General features: G+C 65.9%; 16 protein-coding genes. 9 read left to right on the top strand and 7 right to left on the bottom strand.

The annotated features are described in order from the left end of the window. Nucleotides 1-22 precede the first annotated feature (22 nt). Genes thiM through thiD form a run of 3 tightly spaced genes read left to right on the top strand, consistent with a single transcriptional unit; the run spans nt 23 to nt 2,309 of the window. Nucleotides 23-838, top strand: a complete 816-nt coding sequence (thiM, locus tag LDZ24_RS05770) for a hydroxyethylthiazole kinase (RefSeq protein ID WP_248322083.1) — start codon at nt 23-25, stop codon at nt 836-838. Nucleotides 839-840: 2 nt separating this feature from the next. Then, nucleotides 841-1,488: a thiamine phosphate synthase gene (gene thiE, locus LDZ24_RS05765; RefSeq protein WP_248322281.1), complete on the top strand. Its 648-nt coding sequence runs from the start codon at nt 841-843 to the stop codon at nt 1,486-1,488. 8 nt (nt 1,489-1,496) lie between these two features. Beyond that, nucleotides 1,497-2,309 (top strand): bifunctional hydroxymethylpyrimidine kinase/phosphomethylpyrimidine kinase, encoded by an 813-nt coding sequence (gene thiD / locus LDZ24_RS05760; protein ID WP_248322082.1) that lies wholly within the window; start codon nt 1,497-1,499, stop codon nt 2,307-2,309. A gap of 166 nt (nt 2,310-2,475) precedes the next feature. Here the strand turns inward: thiD and LDZ24_RS05755 are convergent, their stop codons facing one another. Genes LDZ24_RS05755 through tsaB form a run of 4 tightly spaced genes read right to left on the bottom strand, consistent with a single transcriptional unit; the run spans nt 2,476 to nt 5,933 of the window. Continuing rightward, nucleotides 2,476-3,459: a DUF1853 family protein gene (locus LDZ24_RS05755; RefSeq protein ID WP_248322081.1), complete on the bottom strand. Its 984-nt coding sequence runs from the start codon at nt 3,457-3,459 to the stop codon at nt 2,476-2,478. Beyond that, complete coding sequence (locus LDZ24_RS05750; protein WP_248322080.1) at nt 3,456-4,634, bottom strand: uracil-DNA glycosylase; 1,179 nt, start codon at nt 4,632-4,634, stop codon at nt 3,456-3,458. The genes LDZ24_RS05755 and LDZ24_RS05750 overlap by 4 nt, the downstream gene beginning before the upstream one ends. After that, nucleotides 4,621-5,112, bottom strand: a complete 492-nt coding sequence (gene rimI, locus LDZ24_RS05745) for a ribosomal protein S18-alanine N-acetyltransferase (protein ID WP_248322079.1) — start codon at nt 5,110-5,112, stop codon at nt 4,621-4,623. The genes LDZ24_RS05750 and rimI overlap by 14 nt, the downstream gene beginning before the upstream one ends. Next, nucleotides 5,109-5,933: a tRNA (adenosine(37)-N6)-threonylcarbamoyltransferase complex dimerization subunit type 1 TsaB gene (tsaB, locus tag LDZ24_RS05740; protein WP_248322078.1), complete on the bottom strand. Its 825-nt coding sequence runs from the start codon at nt 5,931-5,933 to the stop codon at nt 5,109-5,111. Before tsaB ends, rimI begins: the two co-directional genes overlap by 4 nt. Before the next feature lie 195 nt (nt 5,934-6,128). On the opposite strand from tsaB, the gene LDZ24_RS05735 reads away from it, so the two are divergent. From LDZ24_RS05735 to aceA, 3 genes are all read left to right on the top strand, one after another. Beyond that, entirely contained in the window at nt 6,129-6,398 is a 270-nt protein-coding gene (locus LDZ24_RS05735; RefSeq protein WP_175940104.1) for an acyl-CoA-binding protein, read from the top strand. A 438-nt stretch (nt 6,399-6,836) separates the two neighbouring features. Continuing rightward, a complete protein-coding gene (locus tag LDZ24_RS05730) occupies nt 6,837-8,465 on the top strand; it encodes a DEAD/DEAH box helicase (protein WP_248322077.1) in 1,629 nt (542 codons plus the stop codon). A 382-nt stretch (nt 8,466-8,847) separates the two neighbouring features. After that, the gene (aceA, locus tag LDZ24_RS05725) at nt 8,848-10,155 is read left to right on the top strand and encodes an isocitrate lyase (RefSeq protein WP_175940102.1); all 1,308 of its coding nucleotides are present in this window, start codon (nt 8,848-8,850) and stop codon (nt 10,153-10,155) included. Nucleotides 10,156-10,245: 90 nt separating this feature from the next. Here aceA and LDZ24_RS05720 read toward each other — a convergent pair whose 3' ends face one another. Together LDZ24_RS05720 and LDZ24_RS05715 are read right to left on the bottom strand one after the other, a co-directional pair. Further along, nucleotides 10,246-10,680, bottom strand: a complete 435-nt coding sequence (locus LDZ24_RS05720; protein ID WP_159835955.1) for a universal stress protein — start codon at nt 10,678-10,680, stop codon at nt 10,246-10,248. A 102-nt stretch (nt 10,681-10,782) separates the two neighbouring features. Next, nucleotides 10,783-11,697, bottom strand: coding sequence for a LysR family transcriptional regulator (locus LDZ24_RS05715; RefSeq protein WP_206468008.1), 915 nt, complete (start codon nt 11,695-11,697; stop codon nt 10,783-10,785). A 139-nt stretch (nt 11,698-11,836) separates the two neighbouring features. Here LDZ24_RS05715 and LDZ24_RS05710 point away from each other — a divergent pair, with 139 nt between their 5' ends. The 3 genes from LDZ24_RS05710 to LDZ24_RS05700 all read left to right on the top strand — a co-directional run bounded on the left by LDZ24_RS05710 (nt 11,837) and on the right by LDZ24_RS05700 (nt 14,723). Next, nucleotides 11,837-12,691, top strand: a complete 855-nt coding sequence (locus tag LDZ24_RS05710; protein ID WP_248322076.1) for a haloacid dehalogenase type II — start codon at nt 11,837-11,839, stop codon at nt 12,689-12,691. Beyond that, nucleotides 12,688-14,298, top strand: coding sequence for a malate synthase A (gene aceB, locus LDZ24_RS05705; RefSeq protein WP_248322075.1), 1,611 nt, complete (start codon nt 12,688-12,690; stop codon nt 14,296-14,298). The genes LDZ24_RS05710 and aceB overlap by 4 nt, the downstream gene beginning before the upstream one ends. A gap of 164 nt (nt 14,299-14,462) precedes the next feature. Beyond that, on the top strand, nt 14,463-14,723 hold the full coding sequence (locus LDZ24_RS05700; RefSeq protein ID WP_248322074.1) for a DNA-binding protein: 261 nt from the start codon (nt 14,463-14,465) through the stop codon (nt 14,721-14,723). A gap of 9 nt (nt 14,724-14,732) precedes the next feature. Here LDZ24_RS05700 and LDZ24_RS05695 read toward each other — a convergent pair whose 3' ends face one another. Next, on the bottom strand, nt 14,733-15,023 hold the full coding sequence (locus LDZ24_RS05695; protein ID WP_248322073.1) for a putative quinol monooxygenase: 291 nt from the start codon (nt 15,021-15,023) through the stop codon (nt 14,733-14,735). Nucleotides 15,024-15,477 lie beyond the last annotated feature (454 nt).

The raw sequence follows: 15,477 nt of genomic DNA, 5'->3' as shown, positions 1-15,477 counted from the left end.
ATCGGGCTAATCTCTCTCCATCATGCTTGCTGCCGATCTTTTCTCGTTCGTCACGCGCGTGCGCGAGCGCGCGCCGCTCGTCCACTGCCTGACGAACCTCGTCGTCACCAACTTCACGGCCAACGTGCTGCTAGCCATCGGCGCGGCGCCGGCGATGGTCGTCGCGCGCGAAGAAGCCGCGCAGTTCGCGCCGCTCGCCAATGCGCTCCTGATCAACCTCGGCACGCTCGACGTGCCGCAAATGCGCGCAATGCGCGCCGCCGTCGATGCCGCCAACAGCGCGGGCACGCCCTGGGTGCTCGATCCGGTCGCAGTCGGCCCGCTCGCGTTTCGCACCGAGTTCGCGCTCGAATTGCTCGACGCGAAGCCGGCGGTGATTCGCGGCAACGCGTCCGAGATCATCAGCCTGTCGGGCGGCGAAGCGAGCGGACGCGGCGTCGACAGCACCGCCGCCACCGACGCGGCGCTCGACGCCGCGCAAATTCTCGCGCTCAAAACGCAGGCCGTGGTCGCCGTCACTGGCGCGACCGACTACATCACCGATGGCCGCCGCGTGATCGCGCTCTCGAACGGCTCGCCGCTGATGACGCGCGTGACGGGCGTCGGCTGCGCGCTCTCGGCGACCGTCGCGGCGTTCGTCGGCGCGGCGCAATCGCGCGATGAACACTGGGCGGCGACGATCGCCGCGATCGCCTATTCGACCGTCGCCGGCGAACTCGCCGCCCGCGAAGCCGCGTTGCCCGGCAGCTTCGCCGTCGCGTATCTGGACCGACTCGCCTCGGTCGATTCCCAAGCATTCGACGCGACGCTCGTGCTACGCGAGGTGGCCGTATCGTGAACATGCGGCGCGCGTTCGATCTCTCGCTTTATCTCGTGCTCGACCCGGTGCAGTGCGGCGGCCACGACGCGGCCGTTTCGGTCGCCCGCGCGGCGCTGGACGGCGGCGTGACGCTGCTGCAACTGCGCGCGCCCGAGTGGCACAAGCGCGCGTGGCTCGCGTTGGCGCTCGACTTGTTGCCGTTGACGCGCGCGCGCGGCGTTCCGCTCGTCATCAACGATCACGTGGATGTGGCGCTCGCGGCCGGCGCGGACGGCGTTCACGTCGGCCAGCGCGATCTGCCCGCGGATGTCGCGCGGCGCCTGCTCGGCCCGGATGCGCTGATCGGCCTGTCGGTGTCGAATCTCGCGGAAGTCGCGGATGCGAACCGGCTGGACGGCGTGATCGACTATGTCGGCGCGGGAGCCGTCTACGCGACGCCGACCAAGACCGACGCCTCCGCGCCCTGCGGCATCGACGGTCTCGCCGCGATGCGCGCGAGTTCGCGCTGGCCGACCGTAGCGATAGGCGGCATCCAGACGCACAACGCGGCTGACGTCATGCGCGCGAAACCGGCGGGACTCGCAGTCGTTTCCGCGATCTGCAAGGCGGCCGACCCGCGCCATGCTTCGGCCGAACTGCGCGAGATCATTCGTCGCGCTTCATCCTGACTTTTCTCATGTCTTCGACCCAACGCATTCCCAACGTGCTCACTGCCGCCGGTTCCGATTCCGGCGGCGGCGCGGGCATTCAGGCCGATCTTAAGGCGTTCTCCGCGCTCGGCGCGTACGGCGCGAGCGTCATTACGGCGCTGACCGCTCAGAACACGCGCGGCGTCACGGCTGTCCACGCGCCGGAGCCCGCGTTCGTCACGGCGCAGCTCGACGCCGTGTTCGACGACATCCGCATCGACGCAGTGAAGATCGGGATGCTGGCGAACGCGGACATCGTGCGCGCGGTCGCCGATGCGCTCAGGCGGCATCGCCCGGCGCATGTCGTGCTCGACACCGTGATGATCTCGAAGAGCAATCACGCGCTGCTCGCGCCCGAAGCGGTGGCAGCGCTGCGCGACGAACTGCTGCCGCTCGCCACGCTCGTCACGCCGAATCTGCCGGAAGCGGCGGCGCTGCTCGGCACGCAGCCCGCCGCAGACGAAGACGCGATGGTGCGTCAGGGCGAGGCGCTGCTTGCCTCGGGCGCGCGCGCCGTGCTGATGAAGGGCGGGCATCTGGCGTCGGCGGACAGTCCGGACTGGCTGATCGAAACGACGGGCGCGCTGCGGCTCGCCGGCGCGCGCGTCGCGCTGAAGAACACGCACGGCACGGGCTGCACGCTGTCGGCGGCGATTGCCGCGCTGATCCCTCGGACCGGCGACCTCGCGAGCGCCACTGCCGAAGCGAAGCGGTATCTCAGCGGCGCGATCGAGGCGAGCGCGCGACTGGACGTCGGGCACGGCGTCGGGCCGGTGCATCATTTTTATCGGTGGTGGTGATGGAAAAGCTGTAGGAAGCGGCGAACGCTTATCCCGACCACGTTGTTCGTCCGGAAAGATGAACCTGCGTGATTCCTCCGGTGAGCGCCACCGCCGAAGCGGAGCCCTATCCAGCGGCGCGATCGCGGCGAGCGCGCGGCCAAACGCCGACCACGGCGTCCGATAGTCACGCCGGCGCGGGAAGCCCGGAAGCCGCAAACGCCCTCGCCCGCTCGGGCCAGTCGTCCGGGACGATGAAGCCGCGCGATTCCTCTGCCCAGCCGGTCCTGCCATCGCGCACGTAAGCGGCGACCATCGTCGGCGCGGCGATGGCGGCGAGACGCGTGTGAATGGCGGCGGCCTCGTCGATCAGCGAATCGGCATCCGACGGGTTCAGGCGGCGCGGCGCGAGCCATGCAAGCCGCGGCTGCACGACCCATGCGCGATCTTCGCGCCCTCCGTGCGCTTCATGCTCTCCATGCCGATCGCGCCATTCCGTCGCCGTCAGCCACCAGCCGCGCACATGCGCTTCGCCCACTTCCGGCGCGGGCGCGATGCCTTCATCGTGATAGAAGAGCCGCCCCTTGATGAACAACTGCGGGTGCCACGGCCCCTCCAGCCCGAGCGCGGCGAACTCCGCCCGCGACGTCAAGCCGAGTTGATGCGTCAAAAGCCGCGCATGCTTCAAATCGAAACGGTCCTGCAAATTGGGCCCGACATAATCCGACAAGCGCGCCGCGCGCTCGACGCCATCGCCGATGTGCAGGTAGAACTTCACCGCCAGTTCCCAGTGCAGCCGCGCGCCCGTCGCCGTCTCCAGCAGAAAATCGCACTCTCCGATGGTGCGGCGCTGACGCCGCAGCGGTACGTTCGCCGCGATCAGCCGCGCGGCCGGCCCGTGCGCCAGAAAGAATTCGAGCAGGCTTTCGGCGTAGATGCCGAGGCGCGTCGATTTGGGGTTGCGCGAGCGCACGTGCAATGCGTCCGGCGCGGCGTCGAGCGCCGCGAGCCACATGAGCGTGGCGTCGCGCGCATCGGCTGATTCGAACGGCTGCGCGAGCGGCGCGCCGGCCGCGCTTTCGCGCAGAAGGTCGGGCGAGAAAAGCAGCCACGCCAGATCACGCACCGTCGCGTCCCCGAAGCGATCGACGAGGCGCGACAGGCCGGTCATCCGCGTGCGTCCTTCCCGGCTCCCGGCTCGACGCCGAGCGCGGCGAGCGCATCCGCGTGTGTCTTACGGGCGAGGCATAAGTCGGCCCAGGCTTTCGCCTTGTCGGGTAGGCTGCGCAACAGATACGCCGGGTGATAGGTGACGACGACCGGCACGCCGCGATACTCGTGCACGCGCCCGCGCAACGACGCGATGCTCGCCTCGCTCTTGAGCAGACTCTGCGCCGCGAAACGCCCGAGCGCGACGATGATCTTCGGCTTCACGAGTTCGACCTGACGCTGCAGATACGGCTCGCAACGCGCGACTTCGTCGAGTTCCGGATTGCGGTTGCCGGGCGGCCGGCACTTGATGACGTTCGCGATATAGACGTTCGATTCGCGCGAGAGGCCGAGCGCATGCAGCATGTTGTCGAGCAGCTTGCCCGCCTGTCCGACGAACGGCTCGCCCTGCTTGTCCTCGTTCTCGCCGGGCGCCTCGCCGATCAGCATCCAGTCGGCTTCGCGGTCGCCCACGCCGAACACCGCGTTCGTCCGGCGTTCGCAGAGGCGGCACAACTCGCAACCCGTGACGCGATCTTCGAGCGCGGTCCAGTCGAGCGTGCGGACGTCGTCGGGGACGGCGGGCGCGACGGGCGTTGCAGGCGATGGCGCGTCGTCGGTCCACGGAAGGTCGTCGTAGGCGTCGAACGGTGGGTAATCCGAGGGTGGCGCGTCGAATTCGGGCTGCGGCTCGGTGCGGGCTTTCGCGGATGCGGCGTTGCGGGCGGCCGCGGGAGCAGGCGCGTCGAGCGGCGGTGTCGATGTATCAGAGCGGCTCGCGGTGGGTGCCGGCTCTGCGCGGGGCGTCGTGTTTTCCGCGTGCAAGCGGCTGGGGGCCACTGCCGGCTCCGGGCGGGGCGCTGTTTTCGCTGCATCGGTCGCGCGCGCGCGGGGGGCCGCCGTATCCGCTAAATCCCTGGCTGCTGTGCGAGAGGCGTCGATCGGCGGCATCGATGCTTGCGAGCCGGTCGCGCCGACTGTCGTGTCAGCCTGCGGTACCGCTTTCGCCGCATCGGCGGCAGCGTCGCGGGAGGCGTGCGGCGGCAGCGGCTCGGCTGCGGCATTCGCCTCCGCCCTTCTCCTCACCCAAAGGAACCCGATGCCGAGTTCCTCGATCAGCGATTCATCGAGCGCCATGCGCACTCTCCTTGAACGACAGACGCATGACGATTGCGTCCTCGCGCGACCGATGCCGCGCGGGGTAATAGTTCTTGCGACGCCCGATGGCCGTGAAGCCGAAGCGCTCGTAAAGCTGGATGGCACGCGCATTCGACGGCCGCACTTCGAGCAGCATGCCTTCGAGCCTTTCGGCACGCGCGACGCGCACGGCTTCGCGCAGCAGCGTCAGGCCCGCGCCGGCGCGCTGGGCGGACGGCGCGACGCACAGATTCAGCAGATGCATTTCATCGACTACAGGCATCAGCACGCAATAGCCGATGAGCGTGCCGGTCACGTGGCGCAGGCACACGCCGTAGTAGCCGTTGCGCAGCGAATCCTGGAAATTGCCGCGGCTCCACGGAAATTCGTAGGCGAGCTTCTCGACGGCGGCGACTTCGTCGAGGTCCGCTTCGGTCATCGGCGTGAGATACCGATCCGCGAGCAACACGCCGCTCACCGAAGCGCCTCCGCGCCGGCAGACTGCGCGCCGGCCTTCGCCGCAGCGGCGCGCGCTTCGGTGCGCTCGGCTGTCGTCTGCGCGACCTTGTTGCGCACGTAGTCCGGCGCGGCGAGTTCCGGCGAGACCGCGCGTCCGGCCCTGAGCGCGCGCAAGCCGAGCAGCGCGACGGGGAGCGCATGCGGCAGCGCATCGCGGTCCACATGCGCGGCGGCCGCGAGCGCGGGGAGGCGATCGCCGAACGCCGCCGCCGCGTTGCCCGCGAGCGCGAACGGCACCGAGGGAAGCGGCAGCGCGTCGGGACGATCGAGCGATGCGGCGTGCAGTTCGCGCCAGTCGCCGGGCGCGGGTTCGCGATTTGATTCGTGCTGGTATTCGGCCCAGTAGACCTCGTCCATGCGCGCATCGAGCGCGACGAGCACGCGATTCGGCAACGACGCGTCGTTGAGCCGCGCCGCTTCCGCGCAGGCCAGCAGCGTGCTCACCGGCACCACCGGCACGTTCAGACCGAACGCGAGCCCTTGCGCGACGCCGGTTGCCGTCCGCAGTCCGGTGAACGACCCTGGCCCCGCGCCGAAGGCAATGGCGTTGCAATCGGCGAGCGCGAGCCCCGCTTCGTCGAGCAGCTCGCGCACCGCCGGCAACAGGCGCGTGCTGGACACCGCGCCCGTCGCTTCGTGGCGGAACCACACTGATGTGTCGCCGCTCGTGTAAGCGGGCGCGGCAACGGACGACGGCCTGGCCGCGGGATCGTCGAGCAGAAGCGCGACGGAGCAGAATTCCGTCGAAGTATCGAGAGCGAGCAGTACGGTGCGTGTCATAGGCCGTATTGTAATGCGGGACTGCGCCGGCTTTTGCGGCTCGCGTGACATGCGGCAGGCGTTCGCGGCTTTTCCCCGCGATGACGCGCCGGTTCGCCGTGCGATCCGATCGATTCGATTCGAAGGATGCCTCCACAGCCGGCCCGCTTGCGCTTGCTAAGATCGTCGGCATCTCAAATTAGACAGGACGCCCGCATGACCGACATCGATCAGCAATTCGCCCGCGCGCAAGCCGAGGTCACGCAGTTGCCCGAGCGCCCCGGCAATCTCACGCTCCTGCGTCTTTACGCGCTGTACAAGCAGGCGAGCGTCGGCGATGTGCAAGGCGACGCGCCCGGCTTCACCGATATCGCCGGCAAGTACAAGCACGAAGCCTGGGCCGCGCTGAAAGGCACGCCGGCCGATACCGCGAAGGAGCGCTACGTCGAGCTCGTCGAGTCGCTCAAACGCGGCGAGGCAGGCTGACCGAGCGACATCTGCCGCGCGCCTTCGATGCCCTCCGATGGCGCGCGAATGCGTCAAACTGTGGCGCGGTGCAGCAAATTCCGATATACTTCTTGTCATGCAGCTTGATTACGAGGCGCACGCCGCAAGGCAACGTGCCCCGTGTCAGAGTGCTTCGTAGCGTTTCGCTCCAATCCAGTTTAGAAACTGTCCCTTCCCTGCCAGGCCGTAGCGCATCGTTTGTGCGCTATTCATTTCGCGGCCCGTCATGCACCAGGCTGACGTCAGTGCTTAAGCGCCCTGACGTATCCGATACAGCTTCTAACAACGATGCTCGCCGTCTGTTTGCGCGAGTTGCCCCCGTTTTTCGATTTGCTCGCTGTTTCTTCGCTCGCTGAATCCAACGACCTGGGTATGCCGATTGGCGCCGACGCCTTATTTCCCGTTTCAAGGATCGACATGACTTCGAGCTTCACCCCCAGCCCGTTGGACAACATCGCAGCACAAACGCTTGGCCTTTCCCCCGCCGCTGACATGGCAGAACCCGCCGCCGAAACGACGCCCGCAGCACCCGCCGGCCCCACTTTCGAATCGCTCGGTCTTTCGGCCGATATCGTCTCGGCATTGACCGACGCCGGCTATCAGTCGCCGACGCCCGTGCAGCAGCGCGCGATTCCCGCCGCGCTCGCCGGCCGCGATCTGCTCGTTTCGAGCCCGACCGGCTCCGGCAAGACGGCGGCGTTCATGCTGCCGGCCATCGAAAAATTCGCGCAACTCGAAAAGCTCCAGGCGCAGCAGCCGCGTCAGCCGCGCGACCCGAACGCGCGTCCCGGCCGCCGTCCGCAGCCCATCGCGCGCCCGCAGTTGCTCGTGCTCACGCCGACGCGCGAACTCGCGATGCAAGTGTCCGCCGCCGCGACCACGTACGGCCGCCATCTGCGCCGCCTGCGCACAGTCAGCATTCTCGGTGGCGTCGCGTACGGCCAGCAATTGATGCTGCTCGCGAAGAATCCTGAAATCCTCGTCGCGACGCCGGGCCGTCTGATCGACCATCTGGAGCGCGGCCGCATCGACCTGTCGAACCTCAACATGCTCGTGCTCGACGAAGCCGACCGCATGCTCGACATGGGCTTCATCGAAGACATCGAGACGATCGTCGCGGCCACGCCGGCCACGCGTCAGACGCTGCTCTTCTCGGCAACCATCGACGGCAAGATCGCGTCGCTGACCGGCCGCCTGTTGAACGACCCGGAGCGCATCGAGATCGTGCAAAAACTCGAAGCGCGCAGCAACATCGCGCAGACCGTGCATTACGTCGACGACCGCGACCACAAGGATCGCCTGCTCGATCACCTGCTGCGCGATACCGAGCTGGATCAGGCCATCGTGTTCACAGCGACGAAGAGCGACGCCGATCTGATCGCGAATCGTCTGTCGGACGCGGGTTTCGAATCCGCCGCGCTGCACGGCGACCTGCCGCAAGGCGCGCGCAACCGCACCATCCGCGCGCTGCGCGAGCGCCGCGTGCGCGTGCTTGTGGCAACGGACGTCGCGGCACGCGGCATCGATATTCCGGGCATCACGCACGTCTTCAACTACGACCTGCCGAAGTTCGCCGAAGACTACGTGCACCGCATCGGCCGTACCGGCCGCGCGGGACGCAGCGGCACGGCCGTGAGCCTCGTGCATCACGCCGAAATGGGCGCGCTCAAGCGCATCGAGCGCTTCGTGCACGCGCCGCTGCCGGTGAATGTCGTCGCGGGCTTCGAGCCGCGCAAGTCGCCGCCGAAGGGCGGTTTCGGCGGACGCGGCCGTCCGGGCGGCGGTAACGGCGGCCGGCGCTTCGGCAGCGGCAATGGCGGCGGACGCGGCTACGGCGCGGCCAACGCCAGCGGCTACGGCAACAAGTCGGGCGCCGGTTCGCGCGAAGGCGGCTACCGCGAAGGTGGTTATCGCGGCGGCAACGCCGGCAGCGGCGACCGTGACGGCGGCTATCGCGGCGGCAATCGCGAGGGCGGTTTCGGCCAGCGCGACGGCTACAGCGCGCGCCGTAACGACGGCCCGCGCGCACCGCGCCGCGGCAACTGATGTAAGCGCAGGGACGACGCGATAACGCCGTCTTTCGCCAGCAGGACAAGAAAACCGATGCCTCGCACATCGGTTTTTTTTCGCTTTTCTCCGCATTTCATAATGCGCAATGAATTTTTGCGTCGCAAAAGCGTTGCTGCGCGGCACAACGCCCGCGATTGCAGCATGGGAAAGGACATTGCGCAATACGAAATGACGTCGATAAGCAATTGAATTTAAATGGTATTTTTACCTCACGAAACTCCTTGCGGCGGCTTTTTATCGACCACCGACCGGCCTACACTCTTATATAAGAGTTGAGCAAACCCAGCAGCACTTGCTCAAACGCGATCAAGCATCGACCACGGTTTCGTCGTACAGCCCAATCTCAAGGAGAAACGCCATGACGTCACGTCAACAACAAGCCCAGCAACTTCATCAGCAGTGGGAAACCGATCCGCGCTGGAAAGGCATCAAGCGCGGCTACTCGGCCGAGGACGTCGTGCGTCTGCGCGGCTCGGTGCCGGTCGAGCATACGCTCGCGCGACGCGGCGCCGAGAAGCTGTGGTCGCTGATCCAGGAAGAGCCGTTCGTCAATGCGCTCGGCGCGCTGACCGGCAATCAGGCGATGCAGCAGGTCAAGGCCGGCCTCAAGGCCATCTACCTGTCCGGCTGGCAAGTGGCCGGCGACGCCAACATCGCGGGCGAGATGTACCCGGACCAGTCGCTGTATCCGGCCAATTCGGTGCCGCTCGTCGTGAAGCGCATCAACAACACGTTCACGCGCGCCGATCAGATCCAGTGGTCCGAAGGCAAGAACCCGGGCGATGAAGGCTATATCGACTACTTCGCGCCGATCGTGGCGGACGCGGAAGCCGGCTTCGGCGGCGTGCTCAACGCGTTCGAACTGATGAAGGCGATGATCGAAGCTGGCGCGGCAGGCGTTCACTTCGAAGACCAGCTCGCCTCCGTGAAGAAGTGCGGCCACATGGGCGGCAAGGTGCTCGTGCCGACGCGCGAGAACGTCGCGAAACTCGTCGCCGCGCGTCTCGCCGCGGACGTCTGCGGCACGCCGACGCTGCTCGTCGCGCGCACCGACGCCGAAGCCGCCGATCTCGTGACCTCCGACATCGACGAAAACGACAAGCCGTTCCTGACCGGCGAGCGCACCGTGGAAGGCTTCTATCGCACGCGACCGGGTCTCGAACAGGCCGTGTCGCGCGGTCTCGCGTACGCGCCGTACGCCGATCTCGTCTGGTGCGAAACGGGCAAGCCCGACCTCGAATACGCGAAGAAGTTCGCCGAGGCCATTCACAAGCAGTTCCCCGGCAAGCTGCTGTCGTACAACTGCTCGCCGTCGTTCAACTGGAAGAAGAATCTCGACGACGCGACCATCGCCAAGTTCCAGCGCGAACTGGGCGCGATGGGCTACAAGTTCCAGTTCATCACGCTCGCGGGCTTCCACGCGCTGAACTACTCGATGTTCAACCTCGCCCACGGCTATGCGCGCACGCAGATGAGCGCGTTCGTCGAATTGCAGCAGGCCGAGTTCGCCGCCGCCGACAAGGGCTTCACGGCGGTCAAGCATCAGCGCGAAGTGGGCACGGGCTACTTCGATGCGGTCACGCAGACGGTCGAGCGCGAAGCATCGACGACCGCGCTGCACGGATCGACCGAAGACGAGCAGTTCTTCGACAAGAAAGTCGCGTAAAGAAATGCCCGAGGGCAGGCTGAATCAGGGAGAGCGGTAAAGAAAGCGGCGGCCGAGGCGCGCGTGGCAGGCGCGTCGGCCGCCGCGACATCAGCGGTACACGATGACCGGAATGCGCGTGTGCGTCAGCACGCGCTGCGTTTCGCTGCCGATAAGCAGGCTTCCGAGCCCGCGACGGCCGTGCGACGCCATCAGGATGACGTCGCAGCCGTTCTGCTCCGCCGCGTCGATGATGCCGATGTACGGCGCCGCCTCGATGCTCGTCACGCTGTCGCACGGCACGCCCGCCTCCTCGGCCGCGCGCTCGACGGCCCGCAGATGCTCGCGCGCCTCGCGTTCGGCGCGGGCGTGGAAGTCGTCGGGCGGCTCGACGGCGACATCCGCGAACGGCGAGTACGGATACTGCGGCAGACACGCATAAGCGGTGATGCGCGCGCCGACGGACTGCGCGAGGTCGATGGCGCCGTCTATGGCTTTCTGCGACAGCTCGGAGCCGTCGGTCGGTACCAGGATGTGCTTGAACATGGCGTCCTCCTTCGAACGGCGGGGCACGCTTTCATTGTAGTCAGGCGGTCGCGCGGCGATGCAGTCGAGATAACGATCAGTAGGAATCCGTAGCGAGTCTCGTTACGAAACGAGCGCCTCCCAGTATCCCGGAGCGGCATAGGTATGCTTGAGCAGATCGAGAAACAGCCGCACGCGCAACGGCAGGTGCCGGCGCTGCGGGAACACCGCGTGAATGCCGATGGGCGGCGCGGCGAAATCGTCGAGCACGCTGACGAGCCTTCCCGCGCCGATATCGGCGCCCACTTCCCACCACGATCGCCACGCGAGGCCGCGCCCTTCGAGACACCATTCGTGCAGCACGGCGCCGTCCGAGCATTCCATCGTGCCGGACACCTTGATGGTCACGACCTTGCCGTCTTGCTGAAACACCCAGCCACGCTGCTGATTGGCGGACGCGCCAAGCGCGAGGCAGTTGTGATCGGCGAGCGCGCTCAGCGTGGCGGGTTTGCCGCGCTTTTGCAGATACTCGGGCGACGCCACGCAGACGCGCCGGTTCTCGCCGAGCTTGAGCGACACGAGCGACGAATCCGGCAACTCGCCGAGCCGCACCGCGCAGTCGAAACCCTCGTTCACGAGATCGACCATGCGATCCGTCAGGTCGAGGCTCACGGAGACGTCCGGGTGCAGCGTCGTGAAGGCTGCGACGAGCGGCGCGACGTGCCGCCTGCCGAAGCCGGCGGGCGCCGACACGCGCACGTGCCCGCTCGCCTTCACGCCGCCCGCCGACACGCTCGCCTCCGCGTTCTGCATGTCGTTGATGATGCGCTGACAGTCTTCGAGAAACGCGGAGCCTTCGAACGTGAGCGTGATCTTGCGCGTCGTGCGCACGAGCAGCTTCACGCCGAGCCGTTCCTCCAGCGCGTCCAGCCTTCTGCCGATGACCGCCGGCGCAATGCCTTCCGCCTGCGCCGCCGCCGAAAGACTGCCTTTCGCCGCGACGGAGGCGAACGTCTCTATTTGCTTGAACCGATCCATACGCTTTGCTCGTCAATGCGGGGAATTGGCGCACAGATTAGGTATGAAAAAGTAAAAGATCAAGTGATCTCGCCGGCCTTTTTCCACCTGTTCGATCACCAATAGAATCGAGCCCGACCTCTTTATGGAGCGCACGGCTATGTCGGCCACAACGACACACGCATCGTCCACACCCTCGCCTGTTCTTCCCCGCGCAGTCATCTTCGACGCTTACGGCACGCTCTTCGACGTCCACTCGGTTGTCGCTGCCGCCGAGCAGCTTTTTCCCGGCAACGGGCAGGCGCTGTCTCAGCTTTGGCGGCAGAAGCAGATCGAATACACGCAGCTACGCAGCCTCGCCGATCCTTCCGGCAGCCATTACGCGCCGTTCTGGGACATCACCATCGACGCGCTGCGATACGCAGCCGCGCGCCTCGGCCTGACAGACGCGCTCACGGCCGCCGCCGAGAAGCGCCTGATGGACGAATACGCCTGCCTCTCCGCCTTTCCCGACACGCTGCCCGCGCTGAAAACGCTGCGCGAGCGCCACGGCCTGCCGCTCGCGATTCTGTCGAACGGCAATCCGCCGATGCTCGACATCGCCGTCAAAAGCGCCGGCATGACGGGCTTCTTCGATCACGTGTTGTCGGTCGAGCCCGTGCGCGCATTCAAGCCAGCCGCCGCTGCCTACGAACTCGGCCTGCAGGCGTTCGGCGCGGCGGCGCGCGAGATCGTGTTCGTCTCGTCCAACGGCTGGGATATCGCGGGCGCGACGTGGTTCGGCTACACCACGTTCTGGCTGGATCGCGCGAGCTTGCCGGTCGAGGAGCTCGGCGTCGCGCCGCGCGGGATGGGGCGCGACATGAACGACCTCGTCGCGTTCATCGAAGGGGGTTGCGCGCAGCAGCCGATTCCCCTCGCCGCCGATCGCGCGGGCGCGCGAAAGCGCTCGTCATCGCCAAACAGTAGAACCCAAAAGCAGAACCGTCTGACCGACCAAGGAGAAAACACATGACGCACCCTTCGAACCCGCTCGCGTTGCCGGAAGGCATGGCCATTTCGGCGGAGATCAAGCCCGGCTTCGAAGCCATTCTGACGCCCGAGGCGCTCGCGTTCGTCGCGATGCTGCATCGCCGGTTCGAGCCGCGCCGTCAGGAACTGCTCGCCGCGCGCGTGGAACGCACCCAGCGCCTCGACGCGGGCGAGCGCCCCGGCTTCCTCGAAGAAACAAGGGCGATCCGCCAAGGCGACTGGACCGTCGCGCCGCTGCCGAAGGATCTGCAATGCCGGCGCGTCGAAATCACCGGCCCAGTCGAGCGCAAGATGATCATCAACGCGCTCAACTCCGGCGCGGATTCCTACATGACCGACTTCGAGGATTCGAACGCGCCCGCGTGGGAGAACCAGATCGTCGGCCAGATCAACCTCAAAGAAGCCGTGCGCCGGACGATCTCGCTCGAGCAGAACGGCAAGTCGTACACGCTCAACGACAAGATCGCGACGCTGATCGTGCGTCCGCGCGGTTGGCACCTCGACGAAAAGCACGTGACCGTCGACGGTCAGCGCGTGTCGGGCGGCATCTTCGACTTTGCGCTTTATCTCTTTCACAACGCGAAGGAACTGATCGCTCGCGGCAGCGGCCCGTACTTCTATCTGCCGAAGATGGAAAGCCATCTCGAAGCGCGTCTGTGGAACGATATCTTCATCGCGGCGCAGGAAGGCGTCGGCATCCCGCGCGGCACGATTCGCGCGACCGTGCTCGTGGAGACGATTCTCGCCGCATTCGAAATGGACGAGATTCTCTACGAGCTGCGCGAACATAGTTCCGGCCTGAACGCCGGCCGCTGGGACTACATCTTCTCGGCGATCAAGAAGTTCAAAAACGATCCCGACTTCTGCCTCGCGGACCGTTCGCAGATCACGATGACCGTGCCGTTCATGCGCGCCTACGCGCTCGAATTGCTGAAGACGTGCCACAAGCGCAACGCGCCCGCCATCGGCGGCATGTCCGCACTCATTCCGATCAAGAACGACCCCGCCGCGAACGAGAAAGCAATGGGCGGCGTGCGCTCCGACAAGGCGCGCGACGCCACCGACGGCTACGACGGCGGCTGGGTCGCGCATCCGGGGCTCGTGCCCGTCGCGATGGAAGAGTTCGTCAAGGTGCTCGGCGACAAGCCGAACCAGATCGAGAAGCAGCGCCCCGACGTGCAAGTGACCGCGCACGATCTGCTCGATTTCCGCCCGGAAGCGCCGATCACCGAAGCGGGCCTGCGCAACAACGTGAACGTCGGCATCCATTACCTCGGATCGTGGCTTGCGGGCAATGGCTGCGTGCCGATTCACAACCTGATGGAAGACGCCGCCACGGCAGAGATTTCGCGCTCGCAAGTCTGGCAGTGGATTCGTTCGCCGAAGGGCAAGCTCGACGACGGCCGCAAGGTCACGGCCGCGATGGTGCGCGAGATCATCATCGACGAACTGGAGAAGGTGAAGCAAAGCGTCGGCGGCGCGGGCAGCGATACGAAGCCGTATGAACGCGCCGCGAAGATCTTCGAAACGATGTCGACCTCGGAGCAGTTCACCGAATTTCTGACGCTGCCGCTGTACGAAGAAATCTGAAACGCGCGTCGTTGATTGCCGCATGAAAAACGGCCCGCGGGTTCGCGCCCGCGGGCCGTTCGCACATGCGGGGCGCGTCACGGGGAACGCATGGCGTGTGCTACATTGCGCATCGTCTTTTTCAACGATTCAACCGTGGAGCGCACTCGCGTGCGAACGACAGCATGAGCAATATTCAACTCGACATCGAATGGACGGAAGCGGCATCGCGCAAGATCGAGAAACTGATGCCGCGCAACGCCAACCAGGACGCGTTTCTGGCGCTGCCGCCGGTCGAATGCCTGCCGATGGAAGGCGACGTGCTGTTTCTCGGGCCGGCAGGCAAGCAGCAGCCGTTTATCGTGGCGGAACGTCAGTATCATCATGATGGCGAAGCGGACTGGACCATCATCCTGATCCTGGACATCCCGCACGAAACGCATTGACGCCTGGCTTCAGAGCAGCTTGCTCGCGACGTGCACTTCGCCGTGTTCGCAGAGTTCGGGGGCCTTGGCCCTGAATGCCTGAATGTGCGCGGTCTGGCCGTGATCCGCGAGCGCGGCTTCGCTTTCCCAACGTTCGACGAAGATAAAGCGGCGCGGCTCCTTGATGTCGCGATGCAGATCGTACTGAAGCGCGCCGCGTTCCTGGCGCGTCGGCGCGACGTTGGCTTCCAGCACTTGCCGCAACTCTTCTTCTTTCCCCTGCTTGGCGATAAAAATGGCGACCACGGCGACTTCTGACATACGCTTTTTCTCCTGTCTTCGCTGAACGATTAAAAACGAAGCATAAACGCGTGACGCAAAACGCGCCGAAAACGATTTAAACGCGCAAAGAAAAAACCCGCGTTCCGGGTGGAACGCGGGCAAAAGCCGTCGCCCTACGAGGATAGGCGACGGGGCCATCGGGACTCGCTGCCGCGAGTCGTTATCGGGTATTGTCTGCGGTGACTTGCTGCTTTGAATCGAGCGGCGATGCGTCAATCACGCCATGACCGCAATGTACTGTCCCCGGAGAATTTTTTATAAGCTATTGCGCACATTGAACAGTGAAAAGAATCCTCTGCGCAATATAAGCACGTACTTCGCATGCAATTCGTCTGTCCTCGCACTTTCGCTTGCGAGCCACGATGCCGCTGACGCGCGCCGAGAAGAATAAAGCGCATGGCTAGCAAGTCATCTTCTGCCTTGCTTGGTCGAT

Origin of the sequence: Caballeronia sp. Sq4a (assembly GCF_023170545.1) — a bacterium.
Taxonomy (GTDB): Bacteria; Pseudomonadota; Gammaproteobacteria; order Burkholderiales; family Burkholderiaceae; genus Caballeronia.
This window is presented reverse-complemented; position numbering and strand designations above follow the sequence as displayed.